The sequence below is a fragment of the Leuconostoc fallax KCTC 3537 genome (assembly GCF_000165675.1).
In the GTDB taxonomy this organism is placed as follows: domain Bacteria; phylum Bacillota; class Bacilli; order Lactobacillales; family Lactobacillaceae; genus Leuconostoc_B; species Leuconostoc_B fallax.
The window spans coordinates 20221-45805 of record NZ_AEIZ01000020.1 but is presented as its reverse complement, the minus strand read 5'-3'; the positions used below and the strand labels follow the sequence as shown (position 1 = coordinate 45805).

32 protein-coding genes and 3 pseudogenes are annotated in these 25585 nt (G+C 39.3%); 33 read left to right on the top strand and 2 right to left on the bottom strand.

The genetic code is table 11. The features are described 5' to 3' along the window. Window positions 1–2: 2 nt before the first annotated feature. From rplP to rplQ, 20 genes are all read left to right on the top strand, one after another. Entirely contained in the window at window positions 3–416 is a 414-nt protein-coding gene (rplP, locus tag LEUFL_RS0106070) for a 50S ribosomal protein L16 (RefSeq protein WP_010008184.1), read from the top strand. Beyond that, entirely contained in the window at window positions 416–622 is a 207-nt protein-coding gene (gene rpmC / locus LEUFL_RS0106065; protein WP_010008183.1) for a 50S ribosomal protein L29, read from the top strand. The genes rplP and rpmC overlap by 1 nt, the downstream gene beginning before the upstream one ends. A 23-nt stretch (window positions 623–645) precedes the next feature. Continuing rightward, complete coding sequence (gene rpsQ / locus LEUFL_RS0106060; protein ID WP_010008181.1) at window positions 646–912, top strand: 30S ribosomal protein S17; 267 nt, start codon at window positions 646–648, stop codon at window positions 910–912. Between the two features lie 49 nt (window positions 913–961). Then, entirely contained in the window at window positions 962–1330 is a 369-nt protein-coding gene (gene rplN / locus LEUFL_RS0106055) for a 50S ribosomal protein L14 (protein ID WP_010008180.1), read from the top strand. A 22-nt stretch (window positions 1331–1352) separates the two neighbouring features. Next, window positions 1353–1661 (top strand): 50S ribosomal protein L24, encoded by a 309-nt coding sequence (gene rplX / locus LEUFL_RS0106050; RefSeq protein ID WP_010008179.1) that lies wholly within the window; start codon window positions 1353–1355, stop codon window positions 1659–1661. A 24-nt stretch (window positions 1662–1685) separates the two neighbouring features. Further along, window positions 1686–2228 carry a 50S ribosomal protein L5 gene (rplE, locus tag LEUFL_RS0106045; protein WP_010008176.1) on the top strand — a complete coding sequence of 181 codons (543 nt, stop codon included), beginning with the start codon at window positions 1686–1688 and terminating at the stop codon, window positions 2226–2228. A gap of 137 nt (window positions 2229–2365) precedes the next feature. Continuing rightward, window positions 2366–2764, top strand: a complete 399-nt coding sequence (rpsH, locus tag LEUFL_RS0106040; protein ID WP_010008175.1) for a 30S ribosomal protein S8 — start codon at window positions 2366–2368, stop codon at window positions 2762–2764. Between the two features lie 24 nt (window positions 2765–2788). Then, window positions 2789–3325, top strand: a complete 537-nt coding sequence (gene rplF, locus LEUFL_RS0106035; protein ID WP_010008174.1) for a 50S ribosomal protein L6 — start codon at window positions 2789–2791, stop codon at window positions 3323–3325. Between the two features lie 89 nt (window positions 3326–3414). Beyond that, window positions 3415–3771: a 50S ribosomal protein L18 gene (gene rplR / locus LEUFL_RS0106030; RefSeq protein ID WP_010008172.1), complete on the top strand. Its 357-nt coding sequence runs from the start codon at window positions 3415–3417 to the stop codon at window positions 3769–3771. An 18-nt stretch (window positions 3772–3789) separates the two neighbouring features. After that, the gene (gene rpsE, locus LEUFL_RS0106025) at window positions 3790–4296 is read left to right on the top strand and encodes a 30S ribosomal protein S5 (RefSeq protein WP_010008171.1); all 507 of its coding nucleotides are present in this window, start codon (window positions 3790–3792) and stop codon (window positions 4294–4296) included. 11 nt (window positions 4297–4307) lie between these two features. Further along, on the top strand, window positions 4308–4490 hold the full coding sequence (gene rpmD / locus LEUFL_RS0106020) for a 50S ribosomal protein L30 (protein ID WP_010008170.1): 183 nt from the start codon (window positions 4308–4310) through the stop codon (window positions 4488–4490). A gap of 41 nt (window positions 4491–4531) precedes the next feature. Beyond that, the gene (gene rplO, locus LEUFL_RS0106015; protein ID WP_010008169.1) at window positions 4532–4966 is read left to right on the top strand and encodes a 50S ribosomal protein L15; all 435 of its coding nucleotides are present in this window, start codon (window positions 4532–4534) and stop codon (window positions 4964–4966) included. Further along, window positions 4966–6300 (top strand): preprotein translocase subunit SecY, encoded by a 1335-nt coding sequence (gene secY, locus LEUFL_RS0106010; RefSeq protein ID WP_010008168.1) that lies wholly within the window; start codon window positions 4966–4968, stop codon window positions 6298–6300. The genes rplO and secY overlap by 1 nt, the downstream gene beginning before the upstream one ends. Then, window positions 6293–6856, top strand: a complete 564-nt coding sequence (locus LEUFL_RS0106005; protein ID WP_010008167.1) for an adenylate kinase — start codon at window positions 6293–6295, stop codon at window positions 6854–6856. The genes secY and LEUFL_RS0106005 overlap by 8 nt, the downstream gene beginning before the upstream one ends. A 106-nt stretch (window positions 6857–6962) precedes the next feature. Next, window positions 6963–7178 (top strand): translation initiation factor IF-1, encoded by a 216-nt coding sequence (infA, locus tag LEUFL_RS0106000; RefSeq protein ID WP_010008166.1) that lies wholly within the window; start codon window positions 6963–6965, stop codon window positions 7176–7178. A gap of 41 nt (window positions 7179–7219) precedes the next feature. Continuing rightward, complete coding sequence (gene rpmJ, locus LEUFL_RS0105995; RefSeq protein ID WP_002816013.1) at window positions 7220–7339, top strand: 50S ribosomal protein L36; 120 nt, start codon at window positions 7220–7222, stop codon at window positions 7337–7339. Window positions 7340–7395: 56 nt separating this feature from the next. After that, window positions 7396–7767 carry a 30S ribosomal protein S13 gene (rpsM, locus tag LEUFL_RS0105990; RefSeq protein WP_010008163.1) on the top strand — a complete coding sequence of 124 codons (372 nt, stop codon included), beginning with the start codon at window positions 7396–7398 and terminating at the stop codon, window positions 7765–7767. A 171-nt stretch (window positions 7768–7938) separates the two neighbouring features. After that, entirely contained in the window at window positions 7939–8325 is a 387-nt protein-coding gene (gene rpsK / locus LEUFL_RS0105985; protein WP_010008162.1) for a 30S ribosomal protein S11, read from the top strand. Between the two features lie 48 nt (window positions 8326–8373). Continuing rightward, a complete protein-coding gene (locus LEUFL_RS0105980) occupies window positions 8374–9318 on the top strand; it encodes a DNA-directed RNA polymerase subunit alpha (RefSeq protein ID WP_010008161.1) in 945 nt (314 codons plus the stop codon). A 40-nt stretch (window positions 9319–9358) separates the two neighbouring features. Continuing rightward, window positions 9359–9742 (top strand): 50S ribosomal protein L17, encoded by a 384-nt coding sequence (gene rplQ / locus LEUFL_RS0105975; protein WP_010008160.1) that lies wholly within the window; start codon window positions 9359–9361, stop codon window positions 9740–9742. Between the two features lie 44 nt (window positions 9743–9786). Here rplQ and LEUFL_RS0105970 read toward each other — a convergent pair. Continuing rightward, window positions 9787–10789: pseudogene (locus tag LEUFL_RS0105970) on the bottom strand (polyprenyl synthetase family protein). 65 nt (window positions 10790–10854) lie between these two features. Further along, window positions 10855–12565: pseudogene (locus LEUFL_RS11780) on the bottom strand (FAD-dependent oxidoreductase). A 133-nt stretch (window positions 12566–12698) separates the two neighbouring features. Between LEUFL_RS11780 and LEUFL_RS0105960 the strand changes: the two are divergent. The 13 genes and pseudogenes from LEUFL_RS0105960 (at window position 12699) to cydB (ending at window position 25571) form a co-directional block, all read left to right on the top strand. Beyond that, complete coding sequence (locus LEUFL_RS0105960; RefSeq protein WP_010008157.1) at window positions 12699–13520, top strand: energy-coupling factor transporter ATPase; 822 nt, start codon at window positions 12699–12701, stop codon at window positions 13518–13520. After that, window positions 13496–14356 (top strand): energy-coupling factor transporter ATPase, encoded by an 861-nt coding sequence (locus tag LEUFL_RS0105955; protein ID WP_010008155.1) that lies wholly within the window; start codon window positions 13496–13498, stop codon window positions 14354–14356. The genes LEUFL_RS0105960 and LEUFL_RS0105955 overlap by 25 nt, the downstream gene beginning before the upstream one ends. Beyond that, window positions 14349–15149: an energy-coupling factor transporter transmembrane component T family protein gene (locus tag LEUFL_RS0105950; RefSeq protein WP_010008153.1), complete on the top strand. Its 801-nt coding sequence runs from the start codon at window positions 14349–14351 to the stop codon at window positions 15147–15149. Before LEUFL_RS0105955 ends, LEUFL_RS0105950 begins: the two co-directional genes overlap by 8 nt. A 62-nt stretch (window positions 15150–15211) precedes the next feature. Next, window positions 15212–15964 carry a tRNA pseudouridine(38-40) synthase TruA gene (gene truA / locus LEUFL_RS0105945; protein WP_010008151.1) on the top strand — a complete coding sequence of 251 codons (753 nt, stop codon included), beginning with the start codon at window positions 15212–15214 and terminating at the stop codon, window positions 15962–15964. A gap of 111 nt (window positions 15965–16075) precedes the next feature. After that, on the top strand, window positions 16076–17539 hold the full coding sequence (locus LEUFL_RS0105940) for an APC family permease (RefSeq protein ID WP_010008149.1): 1464 nt from the start codon (window positions 16076–16078) through the stop codon (window positions 17537–17539). A 62-nt stretch (window positions 17540–17601) separates the two neighbouring features. Beyond that, the gene (locus tag LEUFL_RS0105935; protein WP_010008148.1) at window positions 17602–18936 is read left to right on the top strand and encodes an aspartate aminotransferase family protein; all 1335 of its coding nucleotides are present in this window, start codon (window positions 17602–17604) and stop codon (window positions 18934–18936) included. Between the two features lie 286 nt (window positions 18937–19222). After that, window positions 19223–20765: pseudogene (alaS, locus tag LEUFL_RS13545) on the top strand (alanine--tRNA ligase). Further along, window positions 20740–21897 carry a DHHA1 domain-containing protein gene (locus tag LEUFL_RS13540; RefSeq protein WP_373419077.1) on the top strand — a complete coding sequence of 386 codons (1158 nt, stop codon included), beginning with the start codon at window positions 20740–20742 and terminating at the stop codon, window positions 21895–21897. The pseudogene alaS and the gene LEUFL_RS13540 overlap by 26 nt, the downstream one beginning before the upstream one ends. An 86-nt stretch (window positions 21898–21983) precedes the next feature. Continuing rightward, window positions 21984–22235, top strand: a complete 252-nt coding sequence (locus tag LEUFL_RS0105925) for an IreB family regulatory phosphoprotein (RefSeq protein WP_010008147.1) — start codon at window positions 21984–21986, stop codon at window positions 22233–22235. After that, window positions 22235–22666 (top strand): Holliday junction resolvase RuvX, encoded by a 432-nt coding sequence (ruvX, locus tag LEUFL_RS0105920; RefSeq protein ID WP_010008146.1) that lies wholly within the window; start codon window positions 22235–22237, stop codon window positions 22664–22666. Before LEUFL_RS0105925 ends, ruvX begins: the two co-directional genes overlap by 1 nt. A gap of 17 nt (window positions 22667–22683) precedes the next feature. After that, window positions 22684–22983 (top strand): DUF1292 domain-containing protein, encoded by a 300-nt coding sequence (locus tag LEUFL_RS0105915; protein ID WP_010008145.1) that lies wholly within the window; start codon window positions 22684–22686, stop codon window positions 22981–22983. A gap of 99 nt (window positions 22984–23082) precedes the next feature. Continuing rightward, window positions 23083–24561 carry a cytochrome ubiquinol oxidase subunit I gene (locus LEUFL_RS0105910; protein ID WP_029508686.1) on the top strand — a complete coding sequence of 493 codons (1479 nt, stop codon included), beginning with the start codon at window positions 23083–23085 and terminating at the stop codon, window positions 24559–24561. Continuing rightward, window positions 24561–25571: a cytochrome d ubiquinol oxidase subunit II gene (cydB, locus tag LEUFL_RS0105905; RefSeq protein ID WP_010008143.1), complete on the top strand. Its 1011-nt coding sequence runs from the start codon at window positions 24561–24563 to the stop codon at window positions 25569–25571. Before LEUFL_RS0105910 ends, cydB begins: the two co-directional genes overlap by 1 nt. The last annotated feature ends 14 nt before the right edge of the window (window positions 25572–25585 follow it).

Below are 25585 nucleotides of genomic sequence, written 5' to 3'. Positions count from 1 at the left end.
ACATGTTAGTACCAAAGCGTGTTAAGTTCCGTCGTGTACACCGTGGCCACATGCGTGGTGAGGCTAAAGGCGGCAAGACTGTAACATTCGGTGAGTATGGTTTGCAAGCTACAACTTCAAGTTGGATTACAAATCGTCAGATTGAAGCTGCTCGTATTGCAATGACACGTTATATGAAGCGTGGTGGTAAGGTTTGGATTAAAATCTTCCCTCACAAGTCATATACATCTAAAGGTGTCGGTGTACGAATGGGTAATGGTAAGGGTGCTCCCGAAGGTTGGGTAGAACCAGTTAAGCGTGGCAAGGTCATGTTTGAAGTTGGTGGCGTTCCAGAAGCAACAGCTCGTGAAGCTTTGCGTTTGGCACAACACAAGTTGCCTGTACGTACGAAAATTGTTACTCGGGAGGCTGAATAATGGCTAAAGCAAGTGAATTAAAGTCATTGTCACTTGCGGATTTGCAAAAGCGCGAAGCCGAATTCAAGGAAGAATTATTCAACCTACGTTTTCAATTGGCTACTGGTCAATTAGAGAATACGGCGCGTATCGCACAAGTTCGTAAGGACATTGCACGGGTAAAAACAGTTATCCGTCAACAAGAATTGGCAACTGCCAAACAATAAGACGAAAGGAAGAAAGCTGAAAGATGAGTGAAGATCGTAATGCTCGTAAGGTTTACCAAGGTCACGTGGTTTCAGATAAGATGGACAAGACAATTACTGTCGCTGTTGATACTTATGTTAACCACCCTACCTATGGTAAGCGCGTTAAGTATACCAAGAAGTTTAAGGCTCATGATGAAAACAACTCAGCCAAGATGGGTGATATTGTTCAAATTATGGAAACGCGTCCATTGTCTGCAACTAAGCACTTCCGTTTGGTAAAGATCGTTGAAGAGGCAGTTATTCTTTAATTCGATTTTTTCAATCGTCGTAATTAATTGCTAATAAGGAGGAAGAACCATGATTCAACAAGAGAGTCGTTTAAAAGTGGCCGATAACTCCGGTGCACGTGAAATCTTGACGATTAAAGTGCTCGGTGGTTCAGGCCGTAAGTTTGCTGGTGTGGGTGACATGATTGTTGCAACTGTTAAGCAAGCTATTCCTGGTGGTAATGTTAAGAAGGGTGACGTCGTAAAGGCAGTCATCGTTCGTACAGTTTCAGATGTTCGTCGTACTGATGGCTCATACATCAATTTTGATGAAAATGCTGCTGTTATTGTGAAGGACGATAAGTCACCAGTTGGTACACGTATCTTTGGTCCTGTTGCACGTGAATTGCGTGACAGTGATTATATGCGTATCGTTTCATTGGCACCAGAAGTGCTCTAATAATGACAAGGAGGAGCCAATCATGTTTGTAAAAACAGGTGATAAGGTTCGCGTCATTGCAGGTAAGGATAAGGGAAAAGAAGGCGTAATTAATAAAATTATTTCTTCTCAAGACCGTGTCGTTGTCGAAGGCGTGAACATCGTTAAGAAGCATCAAAAGCCTTCTAACGAATATCCACAAGGTGGTGTTATCGATATCGAAGCACCTATCCATGTTTCAAACGTGCAATTGCTTGACCCTTCAACTAACGAACCAACTCGTGTTGGTTTTAAAGTAGAAGATGGTAAAAAAGTTCGCGTTGCTAAAAAGTCTGGTAATGTATTAGGCTAATATTCGAAAGGTGAAATCATTTTCATGGCTAACAGTCTTAAAGAAAAATATGTTAATGAAGTTCAACCTGCTTTAATCAAAAAGTTTGATTTCACATCATCAATGCAAGTTCCAAAAATTGATAAAATTGTTTTGAACATGGGTGTTGGTGATGCTGTTTCAAACTCAAAGAACTTAGATGAAGCGGTTGAAGAATTGAAGTTGATTTCTGGTCAAAAGCCAGTTATCACAAAAGCCAAGAAGTCAATCGCTGGTTTCCGTTTGCGTGAAGGTATGTCAATCGGAACCAAGGTAACATTACGTGGTGAGCGTATGTTTGAGTTCTTGGATAAGTTAATTAATGTTTCATTACCACGTGTTCGTGATTTCCGTGGTGTATCATCAAAAGCTTTTGATGGTCGTGGAAATTACACATTAGGTATTCGCGAACAATTGATTTTCCCAGAAATCGATTATGATCAAGTTAATCGTGTTCGTGGTTTGGATATCGTTATTGTTACAACAGCTCAAAACGACGAAGAAGGTCGTGCATTGTTGTCACAATTAGGTATGCCATTTACTAAGTAATAATTAGTTTAAAAACGCAGTGAAGCTCTATAGAGCGATGCGTTTTTAACTATGTTAGAGTAATAATTATTCTCTCATAGTTAAAAGCGGGTCGTAATGTGCGGCTCGCTTAAAAATATGAAGGAGGATATCGATAGATGTCTATGACTGATCCGATTGCAGATTTTTTGACACGTGTTCGTAACGCCAATTTGGCGCATCACGAAGTTGTTGAAGCTCCTGCATCAAAAATTAAGAAGAGCATTGCTGAAATCTTGAAGTCTGAAGGTTTCGTTCGTGATATTGAATATATCGATGACAATAAGCAAGGTGTTATCCGTGTATTCTTGAAGTACGGCGAAGACCGTCAGCGTGTTATCACAGGTATTAAGCGTGTATCAAAGCCTGGCTTACGTAAATATGCCAAGGCTGAAGAACTTCCAAAAGTGTTAAATGGCTTGGGTGTTGCAATTATTTCAACATCAGAAGGTGTTATCACTGATAAGGAAGCTCGTCAAAAGCAAATTGGTGGCGAAGTTATCGCCTACGTTTGGTAATACATCTAAGAAAGGAGACTTACCATGAGCCGTATTGGAAATAAGGCAGTTGCTATCCCTGAAAATGTAGAAATTACACAAAATGGTGCAACTGTTACTGTTAAAGGCCCTAAGGGCGAATTATCACGCGAAATTTCTTCAGCAATTACTTTAAAAGTTGAAGAAACAGAAGCTATCTTTACTCGTTCAAGCGATGACAACCGTACAAAAGCTTTGCACGGTACAACTCGTGCAAACGTTCATAACATGGTTGAAGGTGTTTCAACTGGATTCAAAAAGACTTTGAAGCTAGTTGGTGTTGGATATCGTGCTTCAAAACAAGGCGACAAGCTTGTTTTGAACGTTGGCTATTCACATCCTGTGGAATTCGAAAATCGTGAAGATTTGACTGTTGAAGTGCCAGATTCATTAACTGTTATTGTTTCAGGTATCAGCAAGCAACGTGTTGGTGATCTTGCCGCAGAAATTCGCGCTGTTCGTGCACCTGAACCTTATAAGGGTAAGGGAATTCGTTACGAAAACGAAGTTGTTCGTCGTAAGGAAGGTAAGACAGGTAAGTAATTTATTTTACTTATGTGCCTAACGCATTCATTTATTGATTAAATAATAATCGGCTATATATTAGTCTTTAAGAAAAGGAAAGCACAGCTATGATTTCAAAACCAGATAAGAATAAGCTCCGCGCAAAGCGCCATAAGCGCGTTCGTGGAAAGGTTTCTGGTACTGCTGAGCGCCCCCGTTTGAACGTTTTCCGTTCTAATACAAACATCTACGCGCAATTAATTGATGACGTAGCGGGTGTAACGCTAGCAAGTGCCTCAACACTTGACACAGAAGTTTCAAGTGGTTCAAAAACAGAACAAGCAACAAAAGTTGGTACTTTGATTGCACAACGCGGTCAAGAAAAGGGTATCAGCGATGTTATCTTTGATCGTGGTGGATATTTATATCACGGTCGTGTTCAGGCTTTGGCCGAAGCAGCTCGTGAAAACGGGTTGAAGTTCTAAAGAAAGGAGGAATAAATAATGGTTGAATTCGTTAATCCTAAGTCACTTGGTGAATTAGAAGAAAACGTTGTTGCTATTAACCGTGTTACAAAAGTTGTCAAGGGTGGACGTCGTTTGCGTTTTGCTGCCTTGGTAGTTGTTGGTGACAAGGATGGACACGTTGGATTTGGTACTGGTAAAGCACAAGAAGTACCTGAAGCAATCCGTAAAGCTGTTGAAGATGCTAAGCGTAAGTTGATTACTGTTCCAACAGTTCAGACAACTATTCCTCATGAAGTACTTGGTGAATGGGGCGGCGGTAAGATTTTGGTTAAGCCCGCCGAAGAAGGTTCTGGTGTTGCTGCCGGTGGTGCAGCACGTGCCGTAATGGAACTTGCAGGTATTGCTGATGTGACTGCCAAGTCATTGGGTTCAGCAACTCCTGTTAACGTTGTTCGTGCAACTTTCGATGCTTTGATTAGCTTGAAAGATGCTGAAGAAGTAGCAAAGTTGCGTGGTGTTTCTTTGGAACACTTAGCTGAATAAGGAGCGATAATATGGCTGATTTAAAAATCACTTTGATCAGAAGTGCGGCTCATCGCTTACCTAAGCAACGTGCGATTGTTAAGTCACTTGGCTTAGGTCGCGTTAATAGTTCAGTGGTGAAGCCTAATAACGAAGCTACTCGTGGTGCAATTTTCCATATTGCACACTTAGTTAACGTTGAAGAAGTTAAATAATTTAACTAAAAAGTTACTCACTAAAATAGGAGGTACCGAAAATGAAGTTGAATGAATTACAACCAGCTGAAGGTTCACGTCAAGTACGTAACCGTGTTGGCCGTGGTACATCATCTGGTAACGGTAAAACAGCCGGACGTGGTCAAAAGGGTCAAAAGGCTCGTGGTAAGACACGTTTGGGATTTGAAGGTGGTCAAATGCCTTTGTACCGTCGTATTCCAAAGCGTGGATTTACAAATATTTCACGTAAAGAATACGCAGTTGTTAATTTGGACAAGTTAAACAGCTTTAATGATGGTGATGAAGTAACACCAACACTTTTGATTGAAAACGGTATTGTTAAAAACCAAAAGTCAGGTGTTAAAATTCTTGCTGTTGGTCAACTTGAAAAGAAGTTAACAGTTAAAGCACATAAGTTCTCAGCTGCCGCAGTTGCTGCAATTGAACAAGCCGGTGGTTCTACTGAGGTGATTTAATGCTTAGCACGTTATTTAATGCAGTACGTGAGAAAGATATTCGAAAGAAGTTGGGATGGACATTTTTGATTCTGTTTGTCTACAGAATAGGGACACATATTACAGTTCCTGGTGTTGATCCTGCTGCTTTGACGAATATGGCCAATTCTGGGTTAATGAATATATTAAACATATTCTCTGGTGGCGGCTTGATGAATTACTCGTTGTTTGCAATGGGTGTTTCACCATACGTGACGGCACAAATTGTTGTGCAACTTTTGCAATTAGATATCGTGCCTCGCTTTGTGGAATGGAGTAAGCAAGGTGAAGTTGGAAGACGAAAGTTGAACAACGCCACACGATGGTTGACCCTTGTACTTGCTTTTGTCCAATCTGTAGGTATAACAGCTGGATTTAATTCACTGTCAGCATACGGATTGGTGAGTCAAACTAATAGTTTGAGTTCATTTGTGATTATTGGATCAGTAATGACAATTGGAACAATGTTTGCAGTTTGGCTTGGCGAAATGATTACTGAAAAAGGATTAGGAAACGGTGTTTCCATGGTCATTTTTGCAGGTATTATTTCACAAGTACCATCTGGCTTATATGAGCTCTTTAAGGAGAATATATTAGAAGCCAGTGCAAATGAAAAAGTAAACGGTTGGGTGTTTATGATTGTGTTACTCATTGCGATTGTCTTAGTCATTGCAATTGTGACATGGTTCTATGAAGCCACTCGCCGATTACAGATGCAGTATACGCGATCAGCAGCAGCATATGGGAGTGAAGCCTATTTGCCACTGAAGGTCAATGTATCTGGTGTGATACCGGTTATCTTTGCATCATCATTTATTTCAACACCACAAACCGTCTTATTTGCTTTCCAGGATAAATACAGTTCGGCAGGATGGTATCAAGTGATGCAACAGTTGTTTAGTATGACAACTGTACCAGGTGCTATATTATATACTGTTCTAATTATCGTCTTTACTTATTTTTATGCCTTTGTTCAAGTTAATCCTGAAAAGCTATCTGATAATTTACAGAAGCAGGGTGCTTATATTGTAAGTATTCGCCCCGGAAAAGAAACAAAAGCCTTTGTTTCGCAATTACTACTTAATTTGAGTTTTGTTGGTTCTTTGTTCTTGGGATTCGTAGCATTAGTGCCATTAATCGCTGGAGATATTTGGGGGCTAAACGAACGCATTGGATTAGGTGGTACTAGCTTACTGATTACTATTGGTGTTGCACTAGATTTGATTCGTCAAATCGATGGATTAATGCAAAAGCGTAATTATATTGGATTTATTAAAAAGGAACAATTAGCAGCTCGGGAGGCAACTAATGGCTAAAAATTTGATTTTATTGGGTTTGCCAGGTGCCGGTAAAGGTACTGAAGCAGATCTTATAGTAAAGGACTATCCACTTGTTCATATTAGTACGGGCGATATTTTCCGTGCTAACTTGGCAAATGACACTGATCTTGGCCAAAAAGCAAGAGCTTTTATGGACGCAGGTGATTTAGTTCCAGATGAAATTACTAATGCAATGGTTGCTGATCGATTAGAAAAAGATGATGTCGAAGCCGGCTTTATGCTAGATGGTTATCCTAGAAATGAAGCACAAGCAATTTTCTTAGATCAATATTTAGCTGAAAACGGCAAGAAAATTTCGGCAACTATTTATTTCGAAGTTTCTGATGATATTTTGCGTGAAAGATTACTTGGACGTGGACGTGAAGACGATACACCAGAAGTAATTGACAATCGCTTAGCTGTTAATAAAGCAGCAAACTTGCCTTTGGTAGATTATTATCAAAAGTCAGGTGTGTTACATGCAATTAATGGTGGTCGCGAAGTTAACGACGTGTATCATGATGTGAAAAAAGTTTTAGATAGTTTGGATTAATTCATTTCTAAACACTAAAAATATTGAATATCATTGTTTTTTCTGGTAGAATATGCTAGTTGGACACTGTCATTTGATATAACATGAAGCACAGGAGGTTAAGTGCGTGGCCAATGATGTCATCGAAATTGAAGGTAAAGTAAAAGAAACATTACCTAATGCAATGTTCCAAGTACAACTTGAAAATGGTGCGGTTATTTTGGCGCATGTATCTGGTAAGATTCGTAAGAATTTTATCCGAATATTGCCAGGAGATCGTGTTACTGTTGAAATGTCACCTTACGACTTAACGAAGGGTCGTATTACGTATCGTTTCAAATAGGCGATTGAAATAATCAGTTAACCGAATAGGAGGAATAGATTATGAAAGTACGTCCATCAGTTAAAAAGATGTGTGATGCTTGTCGTGTTATCAAGCGTAATGGTCGCACAATGATTATTTGCTCAGCTAACCCTAAGCATAAGCAACGTGCAGGCAAGTAAAAATAAAATCAATTAAGGTTTAGCCTTAATTACATACTATAAGGAGGTAAATTGTTATGGCTCGTATTGCAGGTATAGATTTGCCACGTGACAAGCGTATTGTCATTGGCTTAACTTACATTTACGGAATCGGTAATACTACAGCACAGAAGGTCTTAACAGAAGCAAAAGTTTCTGAAGATGTTCGTGTACGTGATTTAACTTCTGATCAAGAAGATGCTATCCGTGCAGCTGTGGACCAATTGAACTTACAATTGGAAGGTGATTTGCGTCGTAAGATATCACTTGATATCAAGGGATTGCAAGAAATCGCTGCTTACCGTGGCATTCGTCATCGTAAGGGCTTACCAGTTCGTGGACAAAACACGAAAAATAATGCCCGTACACGTAAAGGCCCAGCTAAAGCAATTGCTGGTAAGAAGAAGTAATTATTTTTTAATAGGATAGGAAACTATTCTTACATAAATATAATGACCTTTTTCTGCAGTCATCCTCACCGATACTGCAAATGATTATCGTAACCATTAGTTACGTATTGTTGATTATATAAAGTATAATCCGAGAAATTATAGATAAAGTATTGAAAAGGAGGCAGATAGATGGCAGGTCGTACAACGCGTAAGCGCCGTGTGAAAAAGAATATTGAAACTGGTGTGGCTCACATCCATTCAACGTTTAATAACACCATCATCATGATTACAGATGTTCAAGGTAACGCAGTTTCTTGGTCATCAGCCGGTGCACTTGGCTTCAAAGGAAGTCGTAAGTCAACACCGTTCGCAGCTCAATTAGCTGCTGAAGCAGCAGCTAAAAGTGCCATGGAACAAAACATGCGCACTGTTGCGGTAACTGTTAAAGGACCTGGTTCAGGTCGTGAATCAGCTATTCGCGCTTTGGCAGCTGCAGGCTTGGAAGTGACATCAATTAAAGATGTTACCCCAGTACCACACAACGGTTCACGTCCACCAAAGCGTCGTCGTGTTTAATCGAATTTCATTGCTCTTGCTGTGAAAGAAGGGGTAAATAATTAACAGATGATTGAATTTGAAAAGCCAAACATTCATAACATCGAAGAGGATGCCCGCTACGGCAAGTTTGTTGTAGAGCCTCTTGAGCGTGGCTATGGTACGACTCTTGGTAATTCCTTGCGTCGCATCTTGTTGTCATCGCTTCCAGGCGCAGCCGTTAATACGGTCCAGATTGATGGCGTTGTCCACGAGTTTTCGACTGTGGATGGCGTTGTTGAGGATGTTACTCAACTAATTTTAAATTTGAAAAAAGTTGTGCTAGCTATTGATTCTGATGAAGAAAAAAGCCTTGAAATTGATGTTCAAGGTCCAGCAGAAGTTACTGCCGCTGATTTACAGGGCAGTGCTGATATTGAAGTTTTGAATCCAGAATTGCACTTAGCTACTGTAGCAGCAGGTAAGTCATTGCATATGACAGTCACGGCAGTAAAGGGTCGTGGTTATTCATCAGCTGATGAAAACAAGCAATTGCGTGATGAAATGCCAATCGGCGTTTTGGCGGTTGATTCAATTTATACACCAATTGAACGTGTTAATTATCAAGTTGAGAATACTCGTGTTGGTCAACGTGATGATTATGACAAGCTCACTTTTGATATTTGGACAAATGGTTCTATCAAGCCAAGTGATGCTTTGAGTTTAGGTGCGAAGATTTTATCTGAACATTTGAATTTGTTCACTGATATTTCTAGTGTTGCTGCAGAGACTGAAGTAATGGTAGATGTTGAACAAACAGTTTCTTCTGTACAGGATTCTGCACCAATTGAAGATTTAGATTTATCAGTTCGTTCTTATAATTGTCTTAAACGGGCCGGCATTAACACCATATCGGAGTTGACTGATCGTTCTGAAGCCGACATGATGAAAGTACGTAATCTCGGTCGGAAATCACTTGATGAAATCCAAGAAAAGCTCATTGAAATGGGTCTTGGATTTCGCAAGGAAGATTAACGCATGACTTTAAACTACTAATACAAAGGAGGATTCACCAATGACATATCGTAAGTTGGGTCGTACAAGCTCACAACGTAAAGCGATGTTGCGTGATTTGACTACTGATTTACTAATTAATGGTCGTATTACAACAACTGAAGCTCGCGCAAAAGAAGTTCGTAAGACTACTGATCAAATGATTACATTAGGTAAGCGCGGTGATTTGTCAGCACGTCGTAAGGCTGCTGCATTCGTTCGCAATGAAGTTGCTGATGTTATCGAAAATGATGATAATGTAAAGGTACAAACAGCTTTACAAAAGTTGTTTGATGATGTTGCACCCCGTTTCGCAGAGCGTAATGGTGGGTATACACGAATTCTCAAGACTGTCCAACGTCGTGGCGATGCCGCTCAATTGGTCATCTTGGAACTCGTTGACTAATCATTATTAAAATAAAAACGTATTGCTAATAAGCAATACGTTTTTTATTGATGTCGATGAAGTAATCTGGTATTTAATAACTGTAATTGTTGTTTGATTTTGGTATCAGGCAATGATTCAATTAAAGCATTTAATTGCTCGTTATTGTGCATCAATAAATCATTTAATTGTTCAATAGCATGCGCGTTAACAACAAGTTCATGTAATTGATTTAATTGCGTTGGCGTGATGGCATCACGTAGTGCAAGAAGTTTTTTAAGTCATTACGTTTTGTCTCATCTTGCAAGGCAAACAATATGGGAGCGGTGTAGATACCATTTTGTATATCTTGACCAGTTGGTTTACCTAATGCGAGGTTATCACCTAATTCAGAAAAATCTAAATAATCATCTAATAATTGAAATGTCATACCCATAGTTTCGCCAATTTTTTGCATTAAATCGCGAAAGTTGTTGATTTCGTCATTTGGACGACTCATTATACCAAATAACGTACTCATTCTAAACAGCGCAGCTGTTTTACCTTTAATTTGAAGAAGATACTCGTCAAAAGTCATATCTAGTCGATAACGATTTTGTTTTTGTGATAATTCACCAAATAGTATTTCTTTTAAGGACTCATTTGCGTACTGATTAACTTCAATATTATTAACCTTGTTAAGCAAAGTAAACATACCAGTCAGTAAATAATCACCCGAATAAACGGCGGTATCCTTACCAAAACGTGTTTGTATGCTTGTCTGACCGCGCCTTAACTTAGATTCATCAATAATATCATCATGAATAAGTGTCGCTAAGTGAAGTAATTCGACACTAGCACCCAATGTAATAGCATTTTCATTGTAAGCTTCATCAGTTAACTCAGAAAATAGTAATGTTAATGCAGGTCTAACAAGTTTACCAGCGTTTAATTGTGATTTGATCGCAGTGTCAATATCTTTGAAGCCAATTGTCCAACTACTAGAAACTTGCTGAAGCACTAATTCTAGTGGTTTTTTAATTCTGGAAATTCATCCCAAATTATTGGCAATGTAGGTGACGTCGCCATAGTTTTCTCTTTTCAACTCTTTATGTACGGAATGTAGCATCACTGCCACACTCTATCATTATAACTTATTTATGAATTTCATCGTAGTATGATTTTGCTTTACCATACCATAATTGACCAAACCATTTTTGGAGTAAAGGTACAACAAAGAAATCTAAACCAATACCACGGCCGGATCCATTCATGATGGCAAGGCTACCTAAGATTAAGAACCAATGGATGACATCAAAACCATTCATTGCCCAAGCACTAATTGCCAAAATGATTGAAACTAAACCAAGGGGCCAAGTGAATAGGCCTAAAAATCAAACCAGAACCAACGATAAGTTCTAAGAAACTGGCAATACCTTGTTGCCAGAAGAGGTCGTTCATACCGGTATTTAGATTGCCAAGTGCTGCTAGGATCCAGAAAACACCGAGTAATAGACGTAGCGGGGTTGCCCACAAAACGTTACCTAAGCGAGAAATTGTACCTCTAAATGGATTACGGCCATTTTCAGTACGGAAGAATTCATCCAAAGTATAGTTGAAAATAGAATACGCAGAACGAATTTGAGAATAGAAATACAAGTTAATGGCGTGTTTAGCCATACCGGCCATAAAGCCAGAAATGTTGATATTCTTTAAAAGACTGGCAACTGTATAATGTGAACCGATCGATACAGCAAATCCGTGATATTTCACAACATCGGTGAATGTCTTACGTGAACCTAATCCTAAGTCAGCTAATATATTAATGACTGCTGTTTTCGCGGCATTCTCTGCACCTTCAACAGTTTGTGGCACCGGACCAGTTGTCTTATCGACATAAGACAAAGTATCACCGGCAACATAAATATGTTCCTCTGCACTGTCGTCATCTGAAGTAGCGCGCATATAATCATCTGCTTCAATACGACCACCACGGCCATATTTGAATCCCCAATCAGAGATGAATGATTTAGCTTTAACACCAGCTGTCCAAATTAATGAACGCGTGGCTAAGCGTGAACCATCTGCAAACGTAATACCGGTTTCATCAACTGATGTAACACGTGAATCGGTGCGAATATCAACACCGTGTTCAGTCATATAACGGTATGCTTTGTCAGCTAATTTACGATCTTTTAGCATATTTAAAATCTGTGGTGAGGCTTCTAACATGACAAGTTTAATTTCATTCTCATCAAGCTTGTAAGTCTTAGCGAGGACCTTACGTTGCTCAATGAACTCACCCATTAATTCAGTTCCTGTGAACCCAGAACCAACAACAGCTATTGTTAGCATCTGTTCACGCTTAACTGGATCTAATTCCGCAGCCCCTTGACCAACGGTGTTTTCAATATGATTACGAATGGTTAGAGATTCTTCCATTGACCATAGTTCAAATCCGTGTTCTTTAACGCCAGGGGTACCAAAGTCATTGGATTGGCCACCGACAGCTAAGATTAACTTTTCGTAGGGGACATCACCTTGGGTTGTACTGACGATTCGTTTAGATTTATCAACACCATTAACTTCGGCAGTTAAAAGCTTAACGTTTTTATGTTGGTAAAAGAGATGTTCTAGATCTTCTTGGACATGTTGTGGTGCCACACGTTGTGAGGCCACTTCATGTAATTCTGTCATATAAGTAAAGTAAGAATGTTTGTCGATAAGGATAATGTCATAATCTTTTTGTGACTTTAACTTATGAGATAGGAGTTTGGCTGCAAAAACACCACCAAACCCCGCACCGACGACAACAATGTTCTTTTTGGCATGATAAAAACTCTTCCTTTGTGAAAAATGTAATATGATAATAGTAAAGCCAATACAATTATAGCGCTATAAAAGCTATTTTAAAAGAATTATCGCTTGAAAAGTTTGTGAAAGTAGCTTTACATTTTATTACGGCCTATACGATAATATTATGATAAAATAATAGCTAATGGAAAATGCGATTAAGATTAACAATTTAACATATCAGTACCAAAATCAGACGACGTTATTTCAGGATTTTAATTTAACGATTGATCCTGGACAGTGGGTGGCTTTGGTCGGCCATAATGGCTCTGGCAAGTCGACTTTAGCAAAATTAATTATGGGGTTGTTAACGCCAACACAAGGTGGAATTACCGTATTCAATCAAGTTTTATCTGAATCAACGGTTAATGACGTTCGTAGCCAAATTGGTATGGTTTTCCAAAATCCAGATAACCAATTTGTTGGTGCTACCGTCGCTGATGATGTGGCATTTGGTTTAGAGAATAATGAAATTGATACAAAACTCATGCCAAAAATGATTGCTAAAACGCTCGAAATTGTCGGGATGTCTGAATATCAGGATCGAGAACCACATACGTTATCTGGTGGTCAAAAGCAACGCGTAGCACTAGCTAGTGTGCTCGCTTTACAACCTAAAATCATTATTTTAGATGAGGCGACGGCAATGCTTGATCCTGAAGGACGGCAGGCAGTAATGGCAACACTGACACAGTTAAAAGAGCAGTTTGGTGATGCATTAACTTTGGTGACGATTACGCATGACATGGATGAGGCAGCACTAGCTGATCGCGTAGTTGTGATTAATGATGGACAATTGATTTTAGATGGTACACCCGCGCAAGTCTTTTCAGAAGCAGACGTTTTGCATCACAACGGGTTGGGCTTACCTTTTTCTGGTGAAGTAGTTGCGCATTTGAATCAAAAACCCCAAAAATACTTAAATGAAAGTGAATTAATTTCTTGGCTATCAACTTCCAACAAGTAAATTTTAGTTATGGTGCAGGGACGTCACTTGAACAGCCGATCCTATTTGACATCACGGCGAACTTTCCAACAGGGCAAGTGACGGCTGTAGTTGGTCAGACTGGATCAGGGAAATCGACACTGATTCAGCATATTAATGGTTTATTGTTGCCCACTGAAGGGCAGGTAACCGTTGCAGATCACCACATCACCGCAAACACTAAAGAAAAAGAATTGATGCGCATTCGTGAAAAGGTTGGCATGGTATTTCAATTTCCAGAAAATCAACTGTTTGCAAATACTGTTCTGGAAGATGTGATGTATGGGCCAATTAATTTTGGATACAGTCGATCTGATGCCAAAAACGCCGCAGAAATTGCCCTAAAGCGTCTAAATGTATCTGAGACGCTATGGGAGAAATCTCCGTTTGAACTATCGGGTGGGCAAATGCGGCGTATTGCCATTGCTGGTGCGTTGGCTAGTAATCCTGATATCGTTGTTTTGGACGAACCTGCAGCCGGGCTAGACCCTAGGGGTCAACAAGAATTATTAAATTTGGTTATTGAATTAAAGACGTTGAATAAAACAGTGATTTTAATTTCACATCAAATGGATCATGTGGCTCAAATTGCAGATCAGGTCATTGTTATGCATGAAGGTAAAGTGGCAGCGCAAGAAGCGCCAGAACAATTGTTTAATCGTGATATACAATGGTTTACTGACATGAAGTTGGATTTACCAAAAGCTGGGCAATTTGCCGAAAAGCTTAGACAGCAAGACTGGCAGTTTGAGCAAAGGCCGTTAACCATTAAAGCATTAACAGATCTCATTAATTCTAGGGGGACAACGCATGGGTAATATTATGATTGGTCGTTTCGTTCCTGGAAAGTCAGTCGTTCATCAGTTAGATCCTCGAACAAAAATTATTGGTACTTTTGTATTCATCTTGCTCATGTTATGGGCAAATACGTGGTCAACTTATCTAGTAGCGGCGATATTTGTCTGGTTCACTATTTTATTAACGCAACAACCGCTTAAAATGTATATTGATGGTTTAAAGCCAATCTTTTGGCTACTAGCCTTCACAATTGTGTTGCAGATATTTTTCACTGGGGGTACACCGGTATTACTACATTTTGGTTTTATTAAAGTTACCCTGCCTGGTGTGATTAATGCTTTGTTTGTCATGTTTCGTTTTGTTTTAATTATTTTAATGTCGACAATTATGACATTGACAACACCACCCACCAGTATTGCAAATGCGCTAGAATCGCTATTAAAACCATTAAAATCGCTTAAAGTACCAGTTGCAGAAATGGCTTTGATGCTTTCAATTGCTTTACGTTTTGTACCATTATTAATGGATGAGACACAAAAAATTATGAATGCTCAAAAATCACGAGGTATGAGTTTTTCAACAGGTGGGCCGGTGAAACGTGCTAAGGCGATTGTACCACTACTGATTCCGCTGTTTGTTGGTGCCTTACAACGCGCACTAGACTTAGCTAATGCCATGGAAGTCCGGGGATTTAAAGATGCCGAGCATCGTACTAAATATCGCATTTTAAAATATAAAAAACAGGATTATCAAGCTTTTGCAAGTTTACTTCTGTTTTCTATTATTTTCTTTTCAGTTTTGTATTTAATTTAATTTGACTTATTTTAAAGGCGGACGCACTAAGCGTCTTTTTTAGAGTACAAAGGAGTATGAGTATGCCGCGTTATAAAGCAATTGTAAGTTATGATGGTTCAGGATTTTTTGGTTTTCAAGTACAAAATGATGTGCGAACAGTTCAAGGAGAGCTCAACAAAGTCGTCAATCAGATGGCCAAAAATCCAGCAACACCAATTCGTGTCATTGGTGCTTCTCGAACAGATACTGGTGTGCATGCACTTGGACAAGTTATTAATTTTGACTTGCCGTTTAATATACCTGCAGCTAGTGTACGCAAAGGGTTGAATACTTTATTGCCACGTGACATTATGATTCGAGAGGTTGAAATTGTTAACGATGACTTTCATGCGAGATTTAATTCGCATCATAAGAGATATTTTTATCGTTTATCAACGCAAGATTTTGTCGATCCATTTAAGCGGAAATATGCTGGTCATTTTCACTGGCCATTAGATATTCAACGCATTGAGAAAGCGTTACCTGACTTATTGGGAGAACATGATTTTGCGAGCTTTGCGGCTTCTGGTAATCAAACTCAAACAACAATCCGTCGGATTACACGTGCCGACATTATTAATAAGCCTGATGAACAGGAAATTGTTTTTATATTTGAAGGCAACGCCTTTTTGTATAATCAAATTCGTATTATGGTTGGTGTTTTATTGGAAATTGGGACAGGGAAGCGACCAGTTCATGATATTCAACGCTTAATTGAAGTCAAAGATCGTTCGCAAGCACGTTTTACGGCAGCTGCGGCCGGCCTATATCTAGATGAAATTAGCTATAGTTAAAAATAATAATAATATAATGATAGTTATAATCAGTGGTTTCAACGGTAACTTGAAAATAAATTAATAATTGTGTATAATAGTCTCATTATATTTTAAAGTTGGAGAAAATTTATGGGCATATGGCAACGCATCATCAAAAAGAATTCGCCAGATAGATATTTAGCATCAGATAAACATTTACATCGCGTGTTAGGCGTTAAAGATTTCTTGGCGCTGGGCGTCGGAACAATTGTATCAACATCCATTTTCACCTTACCAGGTGTCGTAGCAGCGCAGCATGCTGGACCAGCTGTAATATTGTCATTTTTGGCAGCAGCCATTGTCGCAGGCTTCGTTGCCTTGGCGTATGCTGAAATGGCATCAACTATGCCATTTGCGGGATCAGCCTATTCATGGATTAACGTCATTTTTGGCGAAGTATTTGGTTGGATTGCCGGTTGGGCCTTATTGGCTGAATATTTCATTGCTGTCGCATTCGTGGGATCAGGGTTATCGGCTAACTTCCGTGCAGAATTGGCAATGCTAGGTCTTAAAGTACCCGATAACTTGGCGGGCGCACTCGATACACATGGGCTATTTGGTTGGTCCGAATCAATTTCTGGTCCTAGTGGTGGGGTTGTTGACTTAGTTGCCATTGTTGCAATTCTTATTGTCGCAGTTTTGTTATCACTTTCAGTATCTTCTACATCACGTGTTGAAATGATATTAGTAATTGCTAAAGTTATTGCAGTGCTAATCTTCATTGTTGTTGGTTTAACCGCTGTACACCCTGCTAACTATCACCCATTCATTCCAGCACCAAGTACTAATCCTGATGGCACACCATTTGGTGGTTGGGCTGGAATCCAAGCTGGTGTCGCAATGATTTTCTTGGCTTATATCGGATTTGATTCGATTGCAGCCAATTCAGCTGAAGCTAAAAATCCGCAAAAGACAATGCCACGTGGTATTTTGGGATCATTAGTTATTGCCGTTTCATTATTCTCAGCCGTTTCCTTAGTTTTGGTGGGAATGTTTAAATATACGAACTATAAAGACAATGCGGAACCTATTGGTTGGGCATTGCGTGAAGCTGGATTTGGTGGTGTGGCCACAGTTGTACAAGGTATTGCCGTAATCGGAATGTTTACTGCCTTGATTGGTATGATGATGGCAGGTTCACGTTTGCTTTACTCATTCGGTCGAGATGGCTTATTACCTAAATCATTGGGTACGTTGAATAAGAAAGGCTTACCTAATAATGCACTACTTGTATTAACAATTGTTGCAGTGATTATTGGTGGTGTCTTCCCATTCACTTTCTTGGCACAATTGATTTCTGCAGGAACATTAATTGCGTTTATCTTTGTTTCATTTGGTATTTATGCATTACGTAAACGAGAAGGTGTTGACTTACCAGAAGCCGGTTTTAAAATGCCAGGGTACCCTGTTACGCCTGCCATTGCTGGTTTGCTGAGCATGTGGGTTTTCTCAGGATTAAGTAGAGATGCACAACTTTATGCCGGTGTCTGGTTCATAATTGGATTATTAGTTTACTTGTTATATGGTGTACGACACAGTAAGCAAAATGGTTAAATAACGGTCAAACAGTCAGTTTACAAACTGGCTGTTTTTGTTTTCAATTGAGGAGAAATGGTATGTCTAATAATGAACGTATTTTAGCTCAAGAAAATCAAGATCTAGCAAAAACAGCACGCATTAAATACTATGATATTGTGCTTGAAAAAGGTGCCGGCGCCATCATTACTGATGTAGATCATCATCAATATATTGATCTATTAGCCAGCGCAAGTGCAACCAATACAGGTCATTCACACCCTAAAGTTGTTCGAGCAATTCAAGAACAAGCTGCCAAGTTGATACAATATACACCTGCGTATTTTGCTAACACAACGACAGCTACATTAGCACAACGGTTAGTTCAATTGGCACCGGGAGATGGTGATAAAAAGGTAGCATTTGGTAATTCAGGTTCAGACGCTAATGATGCCATTATAAAGTTTGCGCGTGCTTATACTGGTCGTTCTTACATTGTTAGTTTTACTGGTGCTTATCATGGATCAACATTTGGATCAATGTCAGTTTCTGGTGTGAGCTTGAACATGTCCAGAAAAATGGGACCGTTATTACCTGATATTGTTAAGGTACCTTATCCTGACCAAAATCAGCGCTTGGATGGGGAAGATGATGATACCTTTTCAAAACGTTTATTTGAACAATTCAAATTACCCTTTGAAACTTACTTACCAGCTGAAGAAGTGGCATTGGTTCTAATTGAAGCCATTCAAGGAGATGGTGGCATCGTTAAAGCACCCCAGCAATATATGGATTTAGTTTATGAATTTACACGTCAGCATGGTATTGTGTTTGCTGTTGATGAGGTGAATCAGGGATTAGGCCGTACTGGTAAAATGTGGAGTATTGATCATTTCGGCATTGTACCTGATATGATGAGCATTGGTAAATCGATTGCTAGTGGCTTACCGTTGAGTGCGGTTATTGGTCGACGCGATATTATGGATAGTTTAGATGCACCAGCTAATTTATATACAACCGCTGGAAATCCTGTCACATCTGCAGCGGCTTTAGCAACACTAGACGTTATAGAAGAAGAACATTTGATTGAACGTTCAGCACGACTAGGCCAGATTGCTGAGACATTTTTCCATCAAATGGCAGCGCAGTATACTTTTATTGGGGATGTTCGTTTTTATGGTTTAAATGGTGGCGTCGATATTGTCAATCAAGCAGGAGAAGCAGATGTTGAGGCAACAACTAAAATCATTTATCGTGCTTTTGAACTTGGTGTGATTATCATTAGTTTAAGAGGCAATATTTTACGTTTTCAACCGCCATTGGTCATAACGGAAGAAGAGCTCAATCAGGCATTAACCATATTGGCGCAAGTATTTGATGAGTTAAATGCACATCAGCTAGCGCTACCTGAATCTGATAATCATATTGGTTGGTAAGTGTGATAGAATAGACAACAGTAGAATAATTTTCTGTGAGAATTATTTTTAATCGTTGGATATATAGGTAAGTTAGTTGACATTCAGAAATGTACCGGTAGCTGTGAGGTGCACAATAGCTTACTTATGCTCCCAACGAAAAAGTGTGCTCATCCACACCGCGTCTCAGCGTTATGAGTTTTAAGGTAAATGACAAACAACGTCTTTGCAAAGTGCGGTGGTACCACGGTAACACGTCCGCATCTTATGCAGAGGCGTTTTTTAATATTTAAGGAGATTAGCTGATATGAAAGAATTATCATCGGCAGAGATTCGCCAAATGTTTTTGGATTTCTTTGCGTCTAAAGGTCATGAAATCGTACCTTCAAAAAATTTGATTCCGGTTGACGATCCAACATTGTTGTGGATTAATTCAGGAGTTGCAACATTAAAAAATATTTTGATGGTTCAGTCGTACCAAAGAATCCACGCATTACGAATGCGCAAAAAGCGATTCGAACAAATGATATTGAAAATGTTGGTAAAACAGCACGACATCATACATTGTTTGAAATGATGGGCAACTTTTCGGTAGGCGATTACTTTAAAAAGAGGTCATTCCTTGGGCGTGGGAATTGTTAACAAGTCCAGAATGGTATGGATTGGATAAAGAAAAGCTTTATGTCACAGTATACCCACGAGATAAAGAAGCTAAGACGATTTGGGAAAATGATACTGATTTGCCAGCCGGACATGTCTATGAAGTCGAAGATAATTTTTGGGATATTGGTGAGGGACCTTCAGGCCCTGACTCAGAGATTTTCTTTGATAGAGGACCAGCATTCCAAGATTTGCCGGATGATGATCCTGAAATGTATCCAGGTGGTGAGAATGAACGTTATTTGGAAATCTGGAATATTGTGTTCTCGCAATTTAATCATTTACCTGGTCTGACAGATAATACGCAATATCCAGAATTACCACATAAAAACATTGATACAGGGATGGGACTAGAGCGTTTAGTTTCTGTATTCCAAAATGGTCGCACTAATTTTGATACTGATTTGTTTTTGCCAATTATTCGTGCAACTGAAAAATTGACAGATAAAGTTTACGATACAACACAAGATTCAGAAACGAATACAAGCTTTAAAGTGATTGCAGATCATATTCGTGCTGTTACCTTTGCCATTGGTGACGGTGCCCTTCCTTCAAATGAGGGACGTGGATATGTTATTCGTCGCCTCATTCGTCGAGCTGTATTACATGGCCGTAAATTAGATATTCAAGGTGAATTTTTGTCAGGACTAGTGCCGATTGTTGCGGATATTATGGCTAGTTATTATCCTGAAGTAAAAGAAAACACAGATAAAATTCAAAAAATCATTGCCCGTGAAGAAAAGCGTTTTAATCAAACTTTGACTGGTGGTTTGGCTTTATTGCGTGATGTGATTGCTGAAGCAAAAGCTAGTGGTGAAAAGCGTATTAGTGGTGCGGCAGCCTTTAAGTTATCGGATACCTACGGTTTTCCATTGGAATTAACACAAGAGCAGGCAGCGGATGCTAATCTTGATGTAGACGTTGTAGGCTATAATCAAGCTTTGCAAGAGCAAAAAGAGCGTGCGCGTGCTGCACGTTCAAATGATAAGTCAATGGGTGTTCAAAATGCAGTACTAACCGATTTGCATGTACCATCAGAATATGTCGGTTGGACACAAACTGAGGTAAAGCAGGCAACAATTGCAGCTATTGTTGGGCAAGATACACAAGGTATTGATGCCTTGCTGGATACGGCAACGGCTGGAGAGACTGTGCAGGTTATTTTTGATCAGACACCATTTTTATGCTGAGATGGGTGGGCAGATTGCCGATCAAGGAGACGTGCTATTTGAAAATGAAGTCATTGCACAAGTTGTGGACGTACAACGTGCACCTAATGGTCAACATTTACACACGGTAACGGTTACCAAAGATTTTCAAGTTAATGATATTGTTGACTTACAAGTTGATATGGCACGCCATATTGCGGTATCAAAGAATCATACGGCGACACATATGCTGGACCAAAGCTTACGTCTTATAATAGGTGGCGATGTTCATCAAGCTGGTTCACTAGTCGAGCCTGATTATTTACGTTTTGATTTTACTAATGATGGACCAGTTGATGCAACACAGTTACTAGCCATTGAGGATCTCGTGAATGAAAAAATCGCCGAAAATCTACCTATTTCTTGGGTTGAAACAGATATTGAAACGGCACAGAAGATGGGAGCAGTTGCTGTCTTTGGTGAAAAATATGGCGAAACGGTTCGTGTTGTTTCAATTGGTGATTTTAATAAAGAATTTGATGGTGGTACGCATGCCAAGTCGACAGCAGAATTAGGTCTCTTCAAAATTGTGAGTGAGTCTGGTATCGGTGCTGGTATCCGTCGTATTGAAGCGGTTACGGGATTGGTTGCTTTACAACAGTATCGTGAAGAATCAGATACTTTAAAGGCGATTGCAGCTGATTTGAAGGTGCAAAAACCGGTTGAATCACGTGTTAAAGTACAACAATTGCAAGATGATTTACGTGCAGCACAGCGACAAAACGAATCACTTGAAGCACAACTAGCCAATCAAGCAGCATCAGAAGTTTTCAATCATGTTGAACGCGTTAACGACTTGACTTATATTACTGCTCAACTTGATGTTAGCGGTATGGATGGTCTGCGCCAAGTTGCTGATAATTGGAAACAAGATTATCCATCAGATATCTTGGTATTAGCTGCAGAGGTGTCAGGAAAAGCTAATTTGATTGTTGCCGTTTCACCTAAAGGCAATCAGGCGGGTATTAAGGCAGGCGATTTGATTAAAGCGATAGCACCTAAAATTGGTGGCGGTGGCGGTGGCCGTCCTGATATGGCACAGGCAGGTGGTAAGAATCCAGCAGGTATTGCCGATGCTTTTGCTGCTGTAAACGATTTCTTATCTGCTAAGTAAAACGTTATTCTTGTTTCTTACTTCTGTAATGGATTAGACATTTAATCATGCTAAAATGAAGATGATTGAGAAAGGAGCGTGTACCTATGACAGTAAATGATGAAACAACAGTATTTGATTTTAACGATCAAATGCCAAAAGATATTCATGAAACACTGCAGATTGTGTACGGAGCTTTAGAAGAGAAAGGGTATCAACCCATTAATCAAATTGTTGGTTATTTATTATCAGGTGACCCAGCCTATATTCCACGTTTGAATGATGCGCGTAATTTGATTAAGCGTCATGAGCGTGATGAAATTATTGAAGAACTTGTACATGCCTATTTGGAGAAATAATGCGTATATTAGGATTAGATGTTGGTAGTCGCACCGTAGGTGTTGCTGTCTCTGACCCCATGGGATGGACGGCTCAAGGTGTTGAAATTATTCGAATTGATGAGGCGGCTAAAGAATTTGGATTAGAGCGTTTAGGCGAAATCATTCAAGAAACAAAGGCCAAAGGTGTTGTATTAGGCTTGCCAAAAAATATGAATAATACTGAAGGACCTAGAGCCCAAGCAGCCCGAGATTATGCTAAAATGGTTGAAGATAATTTTGGTTTGTCAACAGATTTTCAAGATGAACGACTCACAACAGTCCAAGCAGAAAGAATGTTGATTGAAGAAGCTGACGTTTCACGTAAGAAGCGTAAAAAGGTCATCGACAAGATTGCTGCGGAATTTATTTTACAAAATTATCTTGACCGTAATGGTAAATTAACCAAATAATTTAAAGAGAGCTAAATATGAGCGATAATAACGAAGAAGTCCAAAAGATCACTTTAGTTGATGATGATGGGAATGAAACCCTTCATGAAGTATTGTTTACTTTTCATTCAGATGAATATAACAAAAACTATATTTTGTTAGTTCCTGAGGGTGTTGAAGAAGACGAAGAAGTAGATATTCAAGCCTTTGTATTTGATCCAGATGAAGATGGTGAAGCGACTGAAGGCGAGTTACAACCCATTGAAGATGACAAAGAATGGGACATGGTTGAGGAAGTATTGAATACTTTCTTAGATGACGATAGCAATTTCCAATAAAAGCGCTGAGGCGCTTTTTTTGTATAATACTTTATTACTTGCTTATCAAGTGATAAACTGTTAACGAGACGTATAGTTTAAAAAATGTTGGAGGAATTTATTGTGACATTAGTGGGCATACTTGAGTTAGCACGTTTTCAATTTGCCATGACTACAATTTTCCATTTCTTCTTTGTGCCAATGTCAATTGGCTTAGCGGTTGTGGTTGCAGTAATGGAAACAATGTATGTTATCAAAAAGGATGAAACATACAAAAAAATGGCACAGTTCTGGGGTAAAATATTTTTGCTCAGCTTTGCTGTTGGTGTGGTAACTGGAATTATTCAAGAATTCCAATTCGGAATGAATTGGTCACGCTATTCGCGTTATGTTGGTGATATTTTTGGTGCACCTTTAGCGGTGGAGGCCTTGGTTGCTTTCTTTGCGGAATCAACTTTTATTGGGTTGTGGTCGTTTACCTGGGATCGTATGAAACCTGCCGTACACGTCCTATTTATTTGGATTGTAGCTATAGCTTCATGTGTTTCGGCCTTGTGGATTTTAGCAGCAAATTCATTCATGCAAAATCCAGTGGGATATGCTATTAATAATCATATGGGGCGTGCGGAACTCACAGATTTTGGTGCATTGTTAACCAATAAACAATTATGGGTACAATTTCCACACGTTATTGTTGGGACATTAGTAGCTGGTGGTTTCATTGTTGCTGGTATGGCAGCGTTTAAGTTACTCAAGCTAAAGCCTGGCGATCCACAAATTATTCTATTTAGAAAATCGATTAATATAGCTTTAGTTGTTGGTCTTATTGGTGTTGGTGGTGCTGTAATTACGGGTGATAAGCATGCCTTTGATTTACAAACGATGCAACCAATGAAGTATGCAGCAATGGAAGGTGTTGATGAGACAATTGATTCATCAAAGCGTTCGGATAAAGCGCAGCCATGGTCATTAATTTCTGTGACAAATCCTCAGACCCATAAGGTTATTGCCAAAATTGAAATTCCTTATGTACTTTCGATTCTAGGTAACCATTCTTTAACTGGTGGTAAAACAGTTGGGACAACCGAATTACAAAAAGAATTTGTGGCGAAGTATGGTGAACCCAAAGATGGTGTAGCAAATTACTATGTACCTGAAAACACATTGTTTTATGCCTTTCGCGTGATGGCTATGGGAGCAGGATTATTAGGATTAATCGCTGTTGTCGCACTATGGTTTAATCGTAAAAAGTCGAACTTGATTTTGACACAACGCTGGTTTTTATGGATTTTAGGTGTCATGACTTTCTTCCCATTTGTTGTCAATACAGCAGGATGGCTTGTAACTGAACTTGGTCGTTACCCATGGGTCGTTTATGGCTTGATGACAATTGCCGATGCTGTATCACCGAACGTATCAACGGCATCATTATTAATTTCAAATATTGTTTACTTTTTGACTTTCTCAACATTAGGTGGTTTGATGATCTGGCTATCACGCCGTGTTTTGCATGCTGGTCCAGATGTACAGGAAGAAGAAATACTTTCACCACAAGATCCTTATGAACATCTACAAGCACAAAAGGAGTCTGAGAAATAATGAGTTTATTACAAATTCTATGGTTTATTTTAATTGCAATATTGTGGGCGGGCTTCTTTTTCCTAGAAGGATTCGACTTTGGTGTAGGTATGCAGTTCTTTGGCTTAGCTAAAGATGATCATGATCGTGAAGCCCTTTATCAGTCTATTGGCCCTAACTGGGATGCAAATGAAGTGTGGCTTATTACAGCTGGTGGTGCAATGTTTGCGGCATTTCCATATTGGTATGCATCATTGTTTTCTGGATTTTATTTGATGTTATTGGTCGTACTCTTAGCCTTAATTTATCGTGGTAGTGCTTTTGAATTTAGGGAACACATGCCCACCATACAAGGAACACGTCTTTGGGAACGGTTGATTGTCTTATCATCGTTCATTGCGCCATTTTTCTTGGGGATGATATTTACAGCTATGGCATCTGGTATGCCCATTGATGCACATGGTGATTTGACGGCTGGTTTCTTTGATTACGTAACGCCATTTACATTAGTCGGAGGTATTGCCGTTACATTGATGAGCTATATTCATGGCTTGAATTTTACACGATTGAAAATTGAAGGTAAAATCACCACACGCGCTACGGCACAGTTGAAATTGCTCTATCCTGTATTATTAGCAGGCGAGGTACTGTTTGCTATCTTGTTGTTTTTCTATACTGACTTTATTCAAACGAAACCATTACTCACGGTAATTTTATTGGCAATATTAGTTGTTATGACGCTACTAGGCTGGTATTCAACTTACCATAATGGTAAAACTTTCCCCTTCTTATTATCAGGGTTTGGTTTGGTAGTTGTTGTTGTCCTATTATTCACGGGTCTATTCCCACGTCTAATGGTTGCTCATAATCCAGCGCATTCTTTGCTTATTGCAACATCTTCATCAACACCTTATACGTTACGTGTGATGACATATGTTGTGGCTACAGCCTTACCTTTGACGCTGGGCTATCAAATTTGGAGCTTTTACGTTTTCCGTAAGCGTATTGTGAGTCATAAAGTTATTGAATAAATAAACGTGCTATG